Annotated in this window: 19 protein-coding genes; 6 read left to right on the plus strand and 13 right to left on the minus strand. The window is 65.0% G+C overall.

What is annotated here, in order from left to right:
• Positions 1-34: 34 nt before the first annotated feature.
• From PYV55_RS11160 to PYV55_RS11190, 7 genes are all read right to left on the minus strand, one after another.
• Positions 35-409, minus strand: a complete 375-nt coding sequence (locus PYV55_RS11160; protein ID WP_275851137.1) for a thioredoxin family protein — start codon at positions 407-409, stop codon at positions 35-37.
• 100 nt (positions 410-509) lie between these two features.
• Positions 510-1,928, minus strand: a complete 1,419-nt coding sequence (locus tag PYV55_RS11165) for a cytochrome c (RefSeq protein ID WP_275851139.1) — start codon at positions 1,926-1,928, stop codon at positions 510-512.
• On the minus strand, positions 1,925-2,752 hold the full coding sequence (locus PYV55_RS11170; protein ID WP_275851141.1) for a c-type cytochrome: 828 nt from the start codon (positions 2,750-2,752) through the stop codon (positions 1,925-1,927). The genes PYV55_RS11165 and PYV55_RS11170 overlap by 4 nt, the downstream gene beginning before the upstream one ends.
• A 140-nt stretch (positions 2,753-2,892) precedes the next feature.
• Positions 2,893-3,972: an ACR3 family arsenite efflux transporter gene (arsB, locus tag PYV55_RS11175; RefSeq protein WP_275851143.1), complete on the minus strand. Its 1,080-nt coding sequence runs from the start codon at positions 3,970-3,972 to the stop codon at positions 2,893-2,895.
• Positions 3,969-4,487, minus strand: coding sequence for an arsenate reductase ArsC (locus PYV55_RS11180; RefSeq protein ID WP_275851146.1), 519 nt, complete (start codon positions 4,485-4,487; stop codon positions 3,969-3,971). Before PYV55_RS11180 ends, arsB begins: the two co-directional genes overlap by 4 nt.
• Before the next feature lie 198 nt (positions 4,488-4,685).
• The gene (locus PYV55_RS11185; protein ID WP_275851149.1) at positions 4,686-5,039 is read right to left on the minus strand and encodes an ArsR/SmtB family transcription factor; all 354 of its coding nucleotides are present in this window, start codon (positions 5,037-5,039) and stop codon (positions 4,686-4,688) included.
• Between the two features lie 172 nt (positions 5,040-5,211).
• Complete coding sequence (locus tag PYV55_RS11190) at positions 5,212-6,276, minus strand: glycosyltransferase family 4 protein (RefSeq protein WP_275851150.1); 1,065 nt, start codon at positions 6,274-6,276, stop codon at positions 5,212-5,214.
• A gap of 144 nt (positions 6,277-6,420) precedes the next feature.
• On the opposite strand from PYV55_RS11190, the gene PYV55_RS11195 reads away from it, so the two are divergent.
• From PYV55_RS11195 to PYV55_RS11205, 3 genes are all read left to right on the plus strand, one after another.
• Entirely contained in the window at positions 6,421-6,705 is a 285-nt protein-coding gene (locus PYV55_RS11195; RefSeq protein WP_275851152.1) for a PALP domain-containing protein, read from the plus strand.
• Between the two features lie 126 nt (positions 6,706-6,831).
• Complete coding sequence (locus tag PYV55_RS11200) at positions 6,832-7,947, plus strand: TrpB-like pyridoxal phosphate-dependent enzyme (protein ID WP_275851155.1); 1,116 nt, start codon at positions 6,832-6,834, stop codon at positions 7,945-7,947.
• Positions 7,948-7,950: 3 nt separating this feature from the next.
• Positions 7,951-8,463, plus strand: coding sequence for a pyridoxamine 5'-phosphate oxidase family protein (locus PYV55_RS11205; protein ID WP_275851157.1), 513 nt, complete (start codon positions 7,951-7,953; stop codon positions 8,461-8,463).
• Between the two features lie 188 nt (positions 8,464-8,651).
• Here PYV55_RS11205 and PYV55_RS11210 read toward each other — a convergent pair whose 3' ends face one another.
• The 6 genes from PYV55_RS11210 to PYV55_RS11235 form a co-directional block, all read right to left on the minus strand.
• The gene (locus PYV55_RS11210; RefSeq protein ID WP_275851159.1) at positions 8,652-8,969 is read right to left on the minus strand and encodes a helix-turn-helix transcriptional regulator; all 318 of its coding nucleotides are present in this window, start codon (positions 8,967-8,969) and stop codon (positions 8,652-8,654) included.
• Between the two features lies 1 nt (position 8,970).
• Positions 8,971-9,132, minus strand: a complete 162-nt coding sequence (locus PYV55_RS11215) for a type II toxin-antitoxin system RelE/ParE family toxin (RefSeq protein ID WP_275851161.1) — start codon at positions 9,130-9,132, stop codon at positions 8,971-8,973.
• Between the two features lie 279 nt (positions 9,133-9,411).
• A complete protein-coding gene (locus PYV55_RS11220; RefSeq protein ID WP_275851163.1) occupies positions 9,412-9,786 on the minus strand; it encodes a hypothetical protein in 375 nt (124 codons plus the stop codon).
• On the minus strand, positions 9,783-10,397 hold the full coding sequence (locus PYV55_RS11225) for a hypothetical protein (RefSeq protein WP_275851166.1): 615 nt from the start codon (positions 10,395-10,397) through the stop codon (positions 9,783-9,785). The genes PYV55_RS11220 and PYV55_RS11225 overlap by 4 nt, the downstream gene beginning before the upstream one ends.
• A 4-nt stretch (positions 10,398-10,401) precedes the next feature.
• Positions 10,402-11,301: a hypothetical protein gene (locus tag PYV55_RS11230; protein WP_275851167.1), complete on the minus strand. Its 900-nt coding sequence runs from the start codon at positions 11,299-11,301 to the stop codon at positions 10,402-10,404.
• Between the two features lie 95 nt (positions 11,302-11,396).
• Positions 11,397-12,134: a sulfite exporter TauE/SafE family protein gene (locus tag PYV55_RS11235; RefSeq protein WP_275851556.1), complete on the minus strand. Its 738-nt coding sequence runs from the start codon at positions 12,132-12,134 to the stop codon at positions 11,397-11,399.
• 368 nt (positions 12,135-12,502) lie between these two features.
• Between PYV55_RS11235 and gspE the strand changes: the two genes are divergently transcribed.
• From gspE to gspG, 3 genes are read left to right on the plus strand one after another with little or no spacing between them, the layout of a single operon-like run.
• Positions 12,503-14,236, plus strand: a complete 1,734-nt coding sequence (gspE, locus tag PYV55_RS11240; protein WP_275851169.1) for a type II secretion system ATPase GspE — start codon at positions 12,503-12,505, stop codon at positions 14,234-14,236.
• A complete protein-coding gene (locus PYV55_RS11245; protein ID WP_275851171.1) occupies positions 14,229-15,482 on the plus strand; it encodes a type II secretion system F family protein in 1,254 nt (417 codons plus the stop codon). The genes gspE and PYV55_RS11245 overlap by 8 nt, the downstream gene beginning before the upstream one ends.
• Before the next feature lie 28 nt (positions 15,483-15,510).
• Positions 15,511-15,957, plus strand: a complete 447-nt coding sequence (gene gspG / locus PYV55_RS11250) for a type II secretion system major pseudopilin GspG (protein WP_275851173.1) — start codon at positions 15,511-15,513, stop codon at positions 15,955-15,957.
• Positions 15,958-15,965 lie beyond the last annotated feature (8 nt).

A 15,965-nucleotide genomic window follows, 5' to 3' on the forward strand; every position in this document is an offset into this window, starting at 1 on the left:
GCAAGCACAAGATGCTATTGACACAAGAGCAATCTCACTTCCCGCGCGCAGCGCGCACGCGCTCGAACACGGCCTGCGCCTCGGGGCCGGCGCTGGCGCCAGGCTCGCGCGGCAGGCGCGCGAGCAGCTGCGCGAGCGCCCCGGCCTGCGGCAGCAGCGGGCCCAAAAAGCGCGCCGTGTGCCCGTCGGCCAGCAGCAGCGTGGGAAAGGTCTCCACGTCCAGCTCATCGACGAGATCGGCCTCGTCCTCGATGTCCACCCACTCGAAGCGCACCTGCGGGTGCGCAGCCGCGAGCGCATCGAACACGCTGCGGTAGCTGCCGCAGGTGCCGCACCAGGCGGCGCACAGGCAAATGGCCCACCAGCCGCGCGCGGGGTCGGTGGTGGCAGGGATGGCGGTGGCGGACATGGCAGTGGCAGATAGATGAGAGCCCATCAAAAAAGGGGGGCGGACAAGGCTCGCGCAGGCGTCAAAACGCAGCGTTGCGAGGCAGTGCGGATACCGAAGCTCAGCGCCGCTCGCGCACGTGATAAACGTCTATGGTATCGAGCGCCGCGGCATGGTTGCCCCAGGCATTGCGCACGAAGGTCGCGACCGCGGCCACGTCCTCGTCGCCCAGCAGCTGGTGGTAGGGCGGCATGCCATAGGGGCGCGGGTTGCCTGCGGTGGCGGGCGCGTAGCCGCCCTGCAGGATCATGCGCACGAGGTTGGTCGGCTCGGCCAGCAACACGGCACGGTTGCCCGCCAGCGCGGGAAAGGCGCCGCGCTCGCCCTGCCCCTGCGTGCCGTGGCACTGTGCGCAGTGGTCGTGGTAAATCTCCGCGCCGCGCTGCATCAGCCTGCGCGGCGGCGCGGCAATGGGCGGCGCGGGCGGCGCGGGCGGCGCGGCGCGCTCGGGCAGCGCTTGCAGGTACGCGGCGATGGCGTGCGCGTCGGCGTCGCTCAGGTACTGCGTGCTGTGAAACACCACCTCGGCCATGGGGCCGCTCACGCTGGCTTGCGCTGCAGTCGATGCCACAGGCGGGGCCGACGCTGCGCGCGTGACGCCCGTGCGCAGCAGCGCGACCACGTCGTCGAGCGGCCAGTGCGCGACGCCGGTTTCGCTCGCCGCGTCGAGCGCGGGCGCGTACCAGTTCTGCCCCGGAATCAGGCCGCCGCCGAGCGCCCGGCTGGCCTGGCTCGCGCCCAGCGCGTTGCGCGGCGTGTGGCAGGCGCCGCAGTGCGCCAGGCCGTTCACGAGGTAGGCGCCGCGGTTCCATTGCGCGCCGCGCGCGGGGTCTGCGGCTGCGCCGTCGCCGCGTCCGGGCGTGAAAAACAGCACGCGCCAGGCCGCGAGCGCAAGCTGCGTGTCGTAGGGAAAGCGCAGCGCATGCGCGCGGTTGGGCTGCGCCACGGGCGGCAGGCTTTGCAGATAGGCGTAGATCGCGTCGGCGTCGGCGCGCGTGACGTGGGTGTAGTCGGGGTACGGGAAGGCCGGGTACAGCAGGCGCCCGTCGCGCGCGCGGCCGTAGTGCAGCGCGCGCCAGAAGTCCTGGGCCGTCCAGCGGCCCAGGCCCGTTTGCGCGTCGGGCGTGAGGTTGGGGCCGTACAGCGTGCCGAAGGGTGTTTCGATGGGCCGCCCGCCCGCGTAGGGCGCGCCGCCGCGCGCGGTGTGGCAACCCATGCAGTTGCCCACGCGCGCCAGGTAGGCGCCGCGTGCGCGCAAGTCGGCCGCGGCTGCGCCAACTGGGGCAGCCACTGTGGCAGCCACTGGGGCGGGTGCCGAGGCTGCAGAAGCCGCGATCGGCGCAGCGTCCGCCGCCTGGGCCACACTCGGCCCGTCGCCCGCCCCGTCCCCAGCGCCGCGCAGCTCGCGCAGCAGCAATGCGCCCACCGCGCCGGCGAGCACCAGCAGCACCAGGGCCAGCGTCCAGAGCACGCGCTTCATGTGCGCCCCCGTTCTTCAGCCACGGGCAGCGCGACGCCGCCACAGCGCAGCGGCAGCGGCGCGGGCAGTTGCGCCGCGGGTTTGCCACCCGCAGGCACGGGCTGCGCGGCGAGCCAGGCGGAGATCGCGCTGACCTCGTCGGGCGCGAGTTTGCGCGCCACTTCGGCCATGCAGTCGGGCGCCTGCGCATGGCGCTGGCCGGTCTGCCAGGCGCCGAGCTGGCTGTTGAGGTAGTCGCGCGGCAGCCCGAGCAGGCCGGGAATGGCCGGCGCCACGCCCGTCATGGCGCTGCCGTGGCACTGCACGCACGCGGGCAGGCGGCGCGCCGCGTCGCCGTGCTGCACGAGGCGCTGCCCCTGCGCGAGTTGTGCGGGGGCGGCCTGCGGCGCGGGCGGCGGCGGATAGGGCAGCTCCAGCGCCGCAAAGTAGGCCGCGATCTCGTGCAGGTAGGCGTCGCTGAGCGTTTCGAGCAGGTGGCTCATGGGCGCGTAATTGCGCCGCCCGTCGCGAAAGTTGAACAGCTGGTTCGCCAGATACCCCGCCGGCTTGCCCGCGATGCGCGGAAAGTAGCCCTCGGGCGTCGCGCGCCCTTCCTTGCCGTGGCACAGCGTGCAGGCGCGCACGCGCGGCGCCATGTCAGCGGCGGCAATCGGCGCGGGCGCCGCGCTCGCGGCTGCGACGGCCAGCGTGGTTGCCGGTGCTGCGGCCACAGCCGGCGCAGGCGGCAGGGTTGAACTTTGCGCCAGCGCGAGCACTGGCACCACGCCAAAGATCGCAGCGCCAGCCCAATGTTTCAGCAAACGCAGTTTTGGTGAGACGGTCATGGGCGCGATTTTCGGCCATCGGCAGGGCGCCGCCCGTGCATCCGGGTTGCGCCCGGCGCGGCCCTGCCACGCGCCCGCTGCATTTATCCAGCGCCCACGTCCTGGGCGCGGAGCCAAGCAACATCGAGTCGGTCAAGGGTTCATCCAGCATGCGGCGCGCTGGCCCGGGCCTCGTACCAGCCGCGGCTGCGGTTCACCACACGCACCACGAGCAGCATCACCGGCACTTCGATCAGCACGCCCACCACGGTGGCCAAGGCCGCGCCCGAGTCGAAGCCGAACAGGCTGATGGCCGTGGCCACGGCGAGCTCGAAGAAGTTGGATGCGCCGATCAGCGCCGACGGACACGCGATGCTGTGCCGCTCGCCCACGGCGCGGTTGAGCAGGTAGGCCAGCGCGGAATTGAAGAACACCTGGATCAAAATGGGCACGGCCAGCAGCGCGATCACGAGCGGCTGGCGCAAAATGGCCTGGCCCTGAAAGGCGAACAGCAGCACCAGCGTGAGCAGCAGCGCGGCCATGGACCCAGGCCCTGTGCGCGCCAGCGCCGCGTCCAGCAGGCCACGCGCCAGCAGCGCGCGGCGCGCGGCCTGCGCGATGGCGAGCGGCAGCACGATATAGAGCAGCACCGACACCAGCAGCGTGCTCCAGGGCACGGCGATGGCCGACACGCCCAGCAACAAAGCCACCAGCGGCGCAAAGGCCAGCACCATGATGCCGTCGTTGAGCGCCACCTGCGAGAGCGTGAACAGCGGGTCGCCGCCGCTGAGCCGGCTCCAGACGAACACCATGGCCGTGCACGGCGCCGCGGCAAGCAGGATCAGGCCGGCGATGTAGCTGTCGATCTGCTCTGCGGGCAGCATGGGCGCGAACAGGTGGCGCAAAAACAGCCAGCCCAGAAAAGCCATGCTGAAGGGCTTGACCAGCCAGTTGACGAACAGCGTCACCCCTATGCCGCGCAGGTGCTGGCGCAACTCGCTCAGCGCGGCAAAGTCCACCTTCATGAGCATGGGCACGATCATCACCCAGATCAGCAGGCCCACGGGCAGGTTGACCTGCGCCACCTCGAGGCGCGCGAGCGCCTGGAACGCGCCGGGCTGCCACTGCCCGAGCGCGATGCCCACGGCAATGCACACCAGCACCCAGAGCGTGAGGTAGCGCTCGAACACGCCCATGGCGGCGGGCGGCGCGGCCGCGCTCGTTGCGCAGGGCTGGCTCATGCTGCGGCCTGCGGCGCGGCGCCGGTGTGCCCGATGCGGTCAAGCTCGCGCTGCAGCGAGAGCGCGTCGAGCTTGTCGAGCGGCAGGCTCAAAAACAGCGCGATGCGCCGGTGCAGCAGGCGAAAAGCCTCGGCGAAGGCGCGGCGCTTGTCTTCTGCGCTGCCCTCCACCGCCGCCGGGTCGGGGATGCCCCAGTGCGCCGACACGGGCTGGCCCGGCCAGAGCGGACAGACCTCGCCCGCGGCGTTGTCGCACACGGTGAAGACGAAGTCCAGCTGCGGGGCGCCGGGTTGCGCAAACTCATCCCAGCTCTTGCTGCGCAGGCCCTGCACCGGCAGGCGCTGGCGCTCGAGCAGCTCGAGCGCATAGGGGTTGACTTGGCCCGCAGGGTGGCTGCCCGCGCTGTAGGCACGAAAGCGCCCCTGGCCCATGTGGTTCAGGATGGCCTCGGCCATGATGCTGCGCGCCGAATTGCCCGTGCAGAGAAACAGCACGTGATAGACCTTGTCGCTCATTGCAAACTCCTTGGGTGGGGGGAAAGGGAACAGAACGGGGAAAAGAGCGCCACGCCGAGAACTTCCAAAAAAAGAGCTGCCAGCGCAGGTTCCATCAGCGCTTGAGCCCGATTTTGCTTGTATTTCTTCGCCCTGCTGCCTGCAGATGGGCTCAGAGGCTGAGAGTTTTTCGACCGTGGACGAAAGACTCTCAGCCTCTCAGCTGCCGGACGCCTGCGCGCAGTCGATGCAGTCCGCGGCGGCGTCCAGCTCTGCGCACTGCGCGGGCTGGCCCGCGCAGCATTCGGCCGTGAGGTAATGGATCAGCTCCTGCATCAGTGCAATGTTGGCGCGGTAGCGCTGAAAGCGCCCCTCCTGCGCGACGGTCAGCAGCCCGGCCTGCATGAGCGCCTTGAGGTGGAAGGACAGATTGGTCGCGGGCAATTCGAGCGCGACGGCGATCTCGCCCGCCACGAGCCCCGCCGGGCCCTGGCGCACGAGCAAGCGGAACACGTCCAGGCGCACGCCCGAGGCGAGCGATTCGAACACGGTGATGGCAGTGGTCTTTTCCATGCCGCAATTATTCAACGATTATTGAATCATTGCAATGACATGCCCTTGCAGCCATGCAAGCCGGTTTACTGGCATTTTGCTATCATGAAGTTAGCTATTTACGCTTTCCAAGCAAGCACTGGATGCCATTTTCAGCACTCTATTTTTGCAATCAAAAAGAGAGCAAAAAATCTCAAACCTGCGGCTTGCCCTCCACGCCACGCACCGCCCTGCCCTGCGCAGCGGCCGGCAAGGCGTCCGGCGCGGCGGGCACCAACACGTCGAGCAGCTGCTCGGCAATGCCGCGCCAGGTGTGGGATTCGACGGCGGCGCGCACCTTGCGGCGGTCCAGCTGCAAGGCGGCCAGGCAGGCTGCGCGCAAGTCCTCCGACAGCACGCCGGTCACGCCCGGCTGCACGACGTTGACCGGGCCCGTAACCGGAAAGGCTGCCACCGGCGTGCCGCAGGCGTTGGCTTCGAGCAACACCAGGCCGAAGGTGTCGGTGCGGCTCGGAAACACGAACACGTCGGCCGCGTCGTAATACGGCGCGAGCGCCTCGTGCGCAATGCCGCCGAGCCAGACCACGTCGGGAAAGCGCGCGCGTAGCCGACCCAGCGCCGGGCCGTCGCCGGCCACCACCTTGGTGCCCGGCAGGTCCAGCTCCAGAAAAGCCGCCAGATTCTTTTCGGGGGCGACGCGGCCCACGTTGAGCCAGATCGGGCGCGGGAAGTGCAGAGCGTCGCGCCGGCCGGGGTGAAAGCGCTCGTCATCGACGCCGCGCGCCCACACCTGCAGGCGCGCAAACCCCGCCGCGGCGAGCTCGTCTGCCATGGCCTGCGTAGGCACCAGGATGCGCTGCGAGGGCTTGTGGAAGTAGCGCAGCACCGCGTAGGTGAGCGCAGCGGGGATGCGCATGCGCTCGGCCAGATACTCGGGAAAGCGCGTGTGGTACGAGGTCGTGAAGCGCCAGCCGCGCGCGAGCGCATGCCGGCGCGCGGCCCAGCCCAGCGGCCCCTCGGTGGCGATGTGCAGCGCGTCGGGCGGCGACTCGCCGAGGGCACGTGCCACGACGGCGCGCGCATTCAGCGCCAGGCGCAACTCCGGCTCGGACGGCGCCGGCACCGTGCGCGCCCCCGAGGGTTCGATCACCCGCACCTGATGGCCGAGCGCGCTCAGCTCGCGCACCATGTAGGTCCAGGTATGCACCACGCCATTGACTTGCGGATGCCAGGCGTCGGTCACGAGCACGATTTGCATGGGAATGGGGGTAGGAAGAGCCGGTCTCAGGGGCGGCACTTTGCGCACGCAGCATGACAAGGCAAAGTCAGTTTTTTCGGCGGATGGGCGGCGCCCGCAGGCAAAATCCGGGGCTCCTACCTTGACCTTCCAGGAGACACGCGCATGAGTTCCGACACCAAATACCTGCTGCAGGAAAGCCAGATGCCCAAGTTCTGGTACAACATCCAGGCCGATCTGCCAGCGCCGCTGCCGCTGGTGCTGCACCCCGTGACCATGCAGCCCATCGCGCCCGACGACCTGGCGCCGCTCTTCCCCATGAGCCTGATCGAGCAGGAGGTGAGCACCGCGCGCGAGGTCGAAATCCCCGAGCCCGTGCGCGAGGTGTTTCGCCTGTGGCGCCCCGCGCCGCTGTACCGCGCGCACCGGCTCGAAAAAGCGCTAGTGTAGTGTTCGATGCTTGATGCGACAAATAAAACCGATGGATTTTTGGTCTGGGCAAGGCGCAAACCGCAGCGATACCGGGTGGTATCGCGAGGATTTGCAACGCGGCCCGGGCCGAAAAGACGCGGTTTTATGTCGCAGATAGCGTCGAACACTACACTAGGCACGCCCGCCAAAATTTTCTACAAATACGAGGGCGTGAGCCCCGCTGGCAGCCACAAACCCAACACCGCGATCCCGCAAGCCTGGTACAACGCGCAGGCCGGCGTGCGCCGCCTCACCACCGAAACCGGCGCGGGCCAATGGGGCACCTCGCTCGCGTTTGCGGGGCAGCTCTTCGGGCTCGACGTGCAGGTGTTCCAGGTGCGCGTGAGCTACGACCAAAAACCCTACCGCCGCGCCGTCATGGAAACCTACGGCGCGCGCTGCATCGCCTCACCCAGCACGGAAACCGCATACGGCCGCCGCATCCTGGCCGAGCGGCCCGACCATCCGGGCAGCCTCGGCATCGCCATCAGCGAGGCCGTGGAAATCGCCGCCCAGCGCGACGACACCAAATACGCACTGGGCTCGGTGCTCAACCACGTGCTGCTGCACCAGACCATCATCGGCCTCGAAGCCATGGAACAGATGCAAATGGCCGACACCTGGCCCGACGTGGTCGTGGCCTGCACCGGCGGCGGCAGCAATTTTGCCGGCATTGCCTTCCCGTTCATAGGCCACGGTCTGCGCGGCGGCCCCAAGCCGCGCATCGTGGCCGTCGAGCCCGCCGCCTGCCCCAGCCTCACGCGCGGCAAATACGCCTACGACTACGGCGACACCGCGCGCCTCACGCCCTTGACCAAGATGCACACGCTGGGCAGCACCTTCACGCCGCCAGGCTTTCACGCCGGCGGCCTGCGCTACCACGGCATGGCGCCGCTCGTGAGCCACGTCAAGGAGCTGGGCCTGATGGAAGCCGTGGCCTACACCCAGGTGGACTGCTTTGCCGCGGGCGTGCAGTTTGCGCGCGCCGAAGGCATCGTGCCCGCCCCCGAAGCCAACCACGCCGTCAAGGGCGCGATCGAAGAGGCGCTGCGTTGCAAGCGCGAGGGCAAGGCCGAAACCATCCTCTTCAACCTCAGCGGCCACGGCCACTTCGACATGGCGGCCTACCAGGCCTACTTCGCCGGCCAACTCAAGGACGAAGCCTACGACGAGCGCGAGCTCGCGCAGGCGCTGTCGGGGCTGCCGGCGGTGGGGGCATAGGAAATGATCACATCGCCTGCCCCACTGCTCACGCCAGAAGTCGTCGAGTCGGCAAGCCACAGCGTCCTGTGCTGGCTCGCAACGGTGGATGCTTCTGGGCAACCCAATGTTTCGCCCAAGGAAATTTTCGCGATTTCTGACGGCTTGCACCTGGTCATCGCAAACATCGCTTCGCCCACGAGTGTGCGCAACATCAGCGTGAATGCCCTCGTGTGCGTGAGCTTCATCGATGTCTTCGCGCAAAAGGGGTTCAAGGTGATGGGCACCGCGCGCAACATCCCTCGCAACGAACCGGCATATGCAGAATGGGCGCAATCCCTACAGATAAAGGCGGGCCCGCGGTTTCCGATACACAGCGTCATCGTGGTGAAGGCCCAGACGGTGGAGCCGATAGTCGCACCCAGCTATCGGCTGTATCCGGATACAACGACAAAGCAGTCGCAAATTGAAGCTGCTTTGCGTACCTATGGCGTGGCGCCTGACGAGGCAGTTTGGCCGCTGCGAAGAAGTCCATGACGGTACCATGGACGCCGAAGCAGCGGCCAGAATGACCGTCAGCCGTCCGCCAGTGCCCGCGTAGGTGCGAAGCAACGCCCAATGAACACGGGGTTAAGGTAAGCGACCGCCGGAGCCCGAAGGGCGGAGAGCGGAAGGAATCCGCAAACGCAGCGTGCCGACGGTCCAGTTAACCGATGGGTTGGGCATCAGGCGGACTTGTGCGGGACCAAGCGCACTTGAAGCTCACACCCCACAGCCTGCGCATATTTTTTTAGCGTTGCGAGCGAGGGCGCATGCTTTCCGGCCGACTCAAGGCGCGATATGGCGCTCTTGGTCGTACCCATACGCTCGGCGACGGCATCTTGCGTTAGACCCGCACGGGCGCGAGCCGTGAGCATTTGATTTGCGACTTGATACTCAACGGCAAGAGCGTCGTACTCTTCGACAAAACCCTGGCGCTTTGCAGCCTTGGCAAGGAATTCCTTGTGATTGTGCCTGACAGGCTTGAATTTCAATTCAGGCATTTCATACCTCCTTCATGCGCTTGCGCGCCAGTTTCAGTTCTCGGTCGGGTGTTTGCCGTGACTTCTTGTTGAAGGCATGAAGCACGACGACCCGTTTGCCAACGAGAAAGCAGTAGAACGCTCGACCGATGCCCGAGCGGCCTTTCGGCCGAAGCTCGAACAAGCCATCTCCGAAGGCCGCGAGTGCGGGAGGCGGAGACTTGGCCCGTGTTCAATGAGAAGTTCGACCAGGCGCGCATAGTCAGCAAGGACATCGACGGGCCACGACTCGATCTCATGGAGCACGCGCTCGTGGAAGTACTCGATCTCGTAGGGCATGCGCCAATGTTAGCAAATATGCAAACTTCCTGCCATGAGCGCTGCCCCAGCACGGCCGCGCGCAATGACTGGAGAGAAAGTGCACAACTGTGCTGCGTCGCGGCACTCAGACGACGCTTGTCTTTCACCCGCGCGTGCGATGCCACCGCGTTATCGCCCTTATCTCGGGCAGTTCAAATGCGCGCAAGGCCCCTTCACCCGCGCGGGTGATGCCGCCCCAGTAATTCCATCTGCTGGGGCGCGCAACAGCCAGGATGAGCAGCGTGCCGTCGCTCTGCGATCGATACGATAGCGAGAACGGAAACCCCGCGACCTGGACGCGGCGCGTATCCGCGACCGAGGGCTCGCCGGACCGTGGGAAGGCGAGCACTCTTCCCGCAGCCTGCTCCACTGCATGAGCGAACTTGGCCCCAAGGCCGGGCCTTGCCTCCTCGTACAAAGCCACCGCCGACAAAAATTCTCGGCGGGCTTCAGGGATGAACTGCAGCCTGCTGCTCATTGGGCAATCCTCCTGGCCAAGGCAAACACCTCGTCTGCGGGGCAGGAGGACACTTTGCCCGCGTCATAGGCTGCCGCACGCTTTGTCACTGCCCTTTCCCCTTCGGCATCCAGGCCGCCACCAAAGGAAGAATTCTGGCGATCGAGCAGCAATTTGGAAAAATGGACGGCAAAGGTGTCGTCTGGGCGCTGACCGAAAAACGGCGACTTCACGCGCCACCCATTGACCAGCGCATGTTCCGGCTCTTCCATCTCGAAGACGGCGCCCGGGTGCTGAACCAAGAGGCTACGAAGCCAGACGGCATAACTATCCGAAGGGCCTTGCGCTTCCTGCATCAGTTCCGGGAATGCCTTGAGCAACTTGGTCGCAACGACCCTGGAGTTCTTGCCGGTGGCAATGCTCTGCCCCGGTAGCGAATACAAGAACGTGCCAGGCGCGTCGTCAGGGTTGAAGCCGTCAGAAGCAAAAAGCCTGTGGCGCCAAGCGCTGATACCGTCCTTCACATAGCACAGAATGCGCAGGCGCCCGTAGCCCGCACCATGCAGCCGCGACACTGCTGCAACGATGGTGAATGCGTGGCGTTTGGCATTCATTGGGCAATTGGGATTCATGGGGTTATGGTGTGGGGACGGATTTTTTCAGAAATTTTGAAAAATCCAATCTGGAATCAATAGGCTTGATGTTGGTGAATTTATTCTTCGGATCAGTGGAAAGCACAAAGCTATAGAAATCTCCGGTCTTCTTAGGCCAAAAGCATAAACTTTTGACGTTTTCTCGAAGGAACGCAGTTGGGATTTCAAGTACGTGCAGCTGGCGCTCATCAGGAGCATGTAACACAAAGGTGATGAATTCCAATTTCCCGGATTCAATTTCCCATGACGGGATATCGAGCCACCAGACCGGAGTGGCCTCGTTGACATTCGAGAAGTGAATGCCTTTCCTCGATTTCACATTGACAATTTCTAGGGCAGCAGCTTTTTGCATTTTTATCATTGGGGCATGATGATTTGGAGCTGCGGGGATAACATCTGGCTTCTTGCTAGGGATGTCTTCTGCGAGAGGCGTAAATTTTGCAATATCGCTCGTGATATCTTTGCTTTGCGGGTGATTGAAAAATGTCTGATCCGTGGTGATCACATCGCCGTTTTGATGCTTGTTGAGCTTTGCCAATGCCCGGGCGACGTCCTTGGGCATTTCCAGCGCCTTCAGCAAGTGTCCTTTTGCATCGAACAGCATCGCCACCAACACATCGAAATCCCAAGATCGGATGATTCCAAGTTGCGTTGTAAGGCTGCCGTTCAAGTTCAATTTTCTAGATTTCACCTGGTATAGTTTGCCGTCCGGCCCTTCAATGTCCGCGCTTTTGTTCGAGGCCGGAAGACGCTTGCCGCCATAATTTTTAAGGGCCAGATATTCGCCATACTCGCCCACAATGCCGCTCGTTCCGCCCAACTGCTCTGCCAGCAGATTGGCGCACTGGTTGTACATGATCCAGAGTTCTTGCACGTTTTTCATGAGGCCTCCTTGGCTTTTGAGCGACGTTTTAATCAAATAAAAAAGATAATTGTAATCTGCCCCCAATTCCCTGACCCCAATTACATGCTCGCGCCTCACACCGGCTTCAAAAACAACCCCACCGTGAGCGCCAGCCCGATGCACACGATGGCCACGCGCAGCGCGCGCTCGTTCACGCGCTGCAGCGCCCACGAGCCGATCAGCCCGCCGCCGATCGCGCCCGCGCTCAGCACCAGCGCCTCGCGCCAATGCAAGTCCGGCGAAGTCACGAACAACGCCACGGCCGAGGCGTTCATGACGCCGGCCAGCGCGTTCTTGGTGGCGCCGGCGTTGCGCGTGGGCAGGCCCGCCATGGTGAGCGCGGCGATCATCAAAAAGCCGATGCCGCCACCAAAGTAGCCGCCATAGATGGCGATGAAGAACTGCGCAATGCCCGCGGCCTCCGGGCCGATGTGCGTGGTCTGATCGCCGGGCTTGCGCAAGAAATTCCCCCAGGCAAAAACGACTGTCGCAAACAGCACCAGCCAGGGCACGAGGCGCGCGAACACCGAAGAAGGCGTGTGCAGCAGCAACAGCCCACCCGCCGCCCCGCCCGCGATGCTGATCACGAACAGCGCCCAGAACGGCAGCCGCCCCGCCCCCGTCACGAGCCGCCGCCCCGCCAGCCCCGAGGTGATCTGCCCCGGAAACAGCGCCACCGTCGAAGTGATGTTGGCCGCGAGCGGCGACATGCCCGCAAGCATGAGCGCCGGCAAGGTGATGAAGGAGCCGCCGCCCGCGAGGGCGTTTTGCACACCGGCCCACAGGCCGGCCAGAAAGATCAGGGTCAACAACACAAAAATGCTCCGCCACGGCGCAGCGCGCGCCGCATGGCGTCTGCTGCAAAGCGCGCAAATTACCATACGGACAGAGGATTTGCATCGAACAAGGGATCTGGAATTTCGCTATTTTTAGAGAAGTTACCGGAGCTTGATGCACAAGCGACACATGGCGATTTAGAAACCAATTTTTCGCATCCATATTCATAGCAATGTCCGGTTCATGCCAAGATCGATCATGCCGCGTCAGCCAACACTGATGGCATCCAGACTTCGGCGCTCCCCCCCGGAAAACACTCTGCGGCAACCCAGGCGCGCAGACTCGTTGCCCCTACACTTCGCACTTTGCCGGCATCGCCCCCCAGCCGGTTCGCGACGAACAAATGACGACTTCCACCGCCTGGCCAGAGCCAGAACTCGCTTCTACCGATACGCCAACACCCATTCGATTCGGGGAATTGCTCGTGCGCAGCGGCAAGCTCAGTGCGCGCGACCTCGATCGCGCCCTGGCGGCGCAGCAAGAAATGGGCGGCATGCTGGGGCGCGTGCTGGTGCGCCTGGGCCTCGTGTCCGAGCAGGACGTCATCCAAGCCCTGTCGGCCCAAATGGGCATACCCGTGGCAACGGCAGCCGACTTCCCCGACCTCATGCCGGAGGTCGAAGGTCTTCTGCCGGAATTTCTCCATGCCAATGCCGTCTATCCCTTGCGGCTGGAGGGCAATCAGCTCGACGTCGCCATGGCGGTGCCGCAGGATGAATTCATCATCAAGGCCCTGCATCTCGCCACCGGCTGCACCATCCGCCCGTATTTGGCCAGCGAACTCGACATCGAAAAAGCCCTGGCCGAGCCGGTCGAGGAAGTGGCCGAGGAATCGCAAGACGATGGTTTCGAAGAGTTGTTCGATGGCGGTGACTTTGTCGAACACCTCAAGGACCTCGCCAGCGAGGCGCCCGTCATCCGCCTCGTCAACACCATCATCGGCCGAGTGATAGACCTTCGCGCGTCCGATATCCACCTCGAGCCGTTCGACGATGGCCTGCATGTGCGCTACCGGGTCGATGGCGTGATCCACCCGAACGAGGTCGTGCCCCCGCGGCTGAGCGCCGCCGTCAGCTCGCGCGTCAAGCTCCTGGCGCATCTGGACATTGCAGAGCGCCGCCTGCCCCAGGACGGGCGCATCAAGACGCGCGTCAAAGGACGCGAACTCGATCTGCGCGTCTCCACCGTGCCCACCGTGCACGGTGAAAGCGTGGTCATGCGCGTGCTCGACCGTGCAAGCGTGCGGCTCGACCTCGACAAGATGGGGTTCGAACAAGACACCCTGGCGCGCTTCAATACCCTGCTGGCGCGCCCGCACGGTATCTTGCTCGTTACCGGACCCACTGGCTCGGGCAAAACCACCACTTTGTACGCGGCGCTCGCCAAGATCGACGCCAGCGAGCAAAAAATCATCACCGTGGAAGATCCCGTCGAATACCAGCTCGAAGGCATCAACCAGATCCAGGTACACCCCCAGATCAACCTCACCTTCGCCAACGCCTTGCGCTCCATCCTGCGCCAGGACCCCGACATCATCATGATCGGTGAAATGCGCGATGGCGAAACGGCCCAGATCGCCGTCCAGTCCGCCTTGACGGGCCACCTGGTGCTCTCCACGCTGCACACCAATACCGCTGCCGGCGCCGTGATCCGCATGCAGGACATGGGGGTCGAGCCCTATCTCATCACCTCCGCAGTCAATGGTGTGTTGGCCCAGCGCCTGGTGCGCACGCTGTGTCCGCATTGCAAACAGGCTTACGACCCGGAAGCCGAAATACGCGAACGCACCGGGCTGGCGCGCTTCTCGCCACCCGGCCATCCCATCTACCAGGCCGTAGGCTGCGCGCAATGCCGCGACACGGGCTACCTCGGGCGCACAGGCATCCACGAACTCCTCGTGCTCGATGAGCCGCTGCGCCGCGCCATCATCGAAGGCCGCGACGCCAACACCCTCAACACCATCGCCACCAGTGGCGGCATGCTGAGCCTGTACGAAGATGGCCTGCGCAAAGTGGCCGCAGGCCTCACCACCCTCGACGAAGTCGCGCGCGTCACACAAGACCAGTCCGATGCCTGAATTCGTCTGGCGCGCCGCCGCCGCATCCGGCCAAGTGCAAGAGGGGCGGCTGAGCGCCGCCAACACCGCCGCAGTCCTGCGGCAGTTGCGCGAGCAGGGCCTCACGCCCCTGCGCATCGAAGATGCGGCGCAGGCCGGCCCGGCAGGCAAAACCGAAGCGCTTACAACCTCCAGTGGCATTGGGGCCACCAAGCCCAGAGCGCGCAAAGGCCCGGTCACAGCGCAAGACGTACTGGCACTCACCTCGGAGCTGGCCATCATGCTGCGCGCCGGCCTGGCGCTCGACAACGCGCTGCGGGTGCTCGTGGACATGGCCTACAAGCCCAGCATCGCTGAACTCATGCAGGCCATTCTCGACGACGTCAAGGGTGGCACCCCGCTCAGCCGCGCACTGGCCAAACGCCGCGAGCTGTTTGGCGACTTCTACATCAACATGGTGCGCTCCGGCGAAGTCAGCGGGCAAATGTCCGCCGTCCTCGACCGGCTGGTGGAGCACATGGAGCGCCAGCGTGCCCTGCGCGAGAGCATCATCTCTGCCACCATCTACCCCGCCATCCTGCTCGGGGTGGCCGTACTCTCCCTCGTCGCCATGCTGGGCTTCGTGGTGCCCCAGTTTGAAAAACTGTTCACCGACATGGGCGACGCCCTGCCCATGCCCACGCGGATCGTGATGGGCCTGGGCCACGCTTTCAAGCGCTACGGCTGGCTCATGGCCATCGTGGCTGCAGCGGGCGGCGCATCCTTGCTGCGCTGGCTGCGCTCGCCGGCCGGGCGCCTGTGGTGGCAGTCGCGGCTGCTGCACCTGCCGCTCATGGGGCCGCTGGCCCTCAAATACCAGCTCACGCTCTTTGCGCGCTCGCTGGGCACCCTGCTGGGCAATGGTGTGCCCATGCTCACCGCACTGCACATCGCCACCGAAACCGTAGGCAACGTCGTCGTGCGACAGGCGCTCGAACAGGTGGCTCCCATCGTCAAAGAGGGCGGCAAAATCATCCAGGCCATCAGCGCCACGGCCATTTTCGAGCCCCTTGCGATCAACCTCATCCGCGTCGGCGAGGAAACCGGCCGCATCGGCCCCATGATGCTCGAACTGGCACACATACTGAACCGCGAGGTTGAAACCGGGATCAAACGCCTGCTCACGCTGGTGGAGCCTGTGCTCATCCTCGTGCTGGGGGTGCTGATCGCCGCCATCATCGTTTCCATCCTGCTGGGCATCCTGTCCATCAATGACCTCGCCGTATAATTTTCTGTTTGCTAAAGGAAGCATCTCCATGGAGAGAATCCCGCCCGATTGCGCTCGGATCAACCGCAAAAAGTCCCTCGGCTTCACCCTGATCGAACTACTGGTCGTCCTGGCCATCCTCACCTTGCTTGCCGGGCTGGTCGGGCCGCGCGTGCTCAACCAGCTTGGCGGCGCCAAATCCAAAACCGCAAGCGTGCAAATCGCAGACCTTGACAAAGCCCTGGAGCTTTTCAAGCTCGACGTAGGCCGCTACCCCACCACTGAAGAAGGGCTTGACGCGCTCGCCAAGCAACCCGCCGGCGTCGTCGGCTGGAACGGCCCCTACCTCAAAGGCGGCGTGCCCACCGACCCCTGGGGGCACCCCTACCGCTACGCCAATCCAGGGCCCAATGGCGGCCTGGAAATCCTGTCTCTAGGCGCCGATGGCGCGCCCGGTGGCGAGGGTGAAAACGCCGACATTCACAACACCCCCTGACGCACGGG

The organism is Extensimonas soli (assembly GCF_029211265.1).
Lineage (GTDB): Bacteria > Pseudomonadota > Gammaproteobacteria > Burkholderiales > Burkholderiaceae_C > Extensimonas > Extensimonas soli.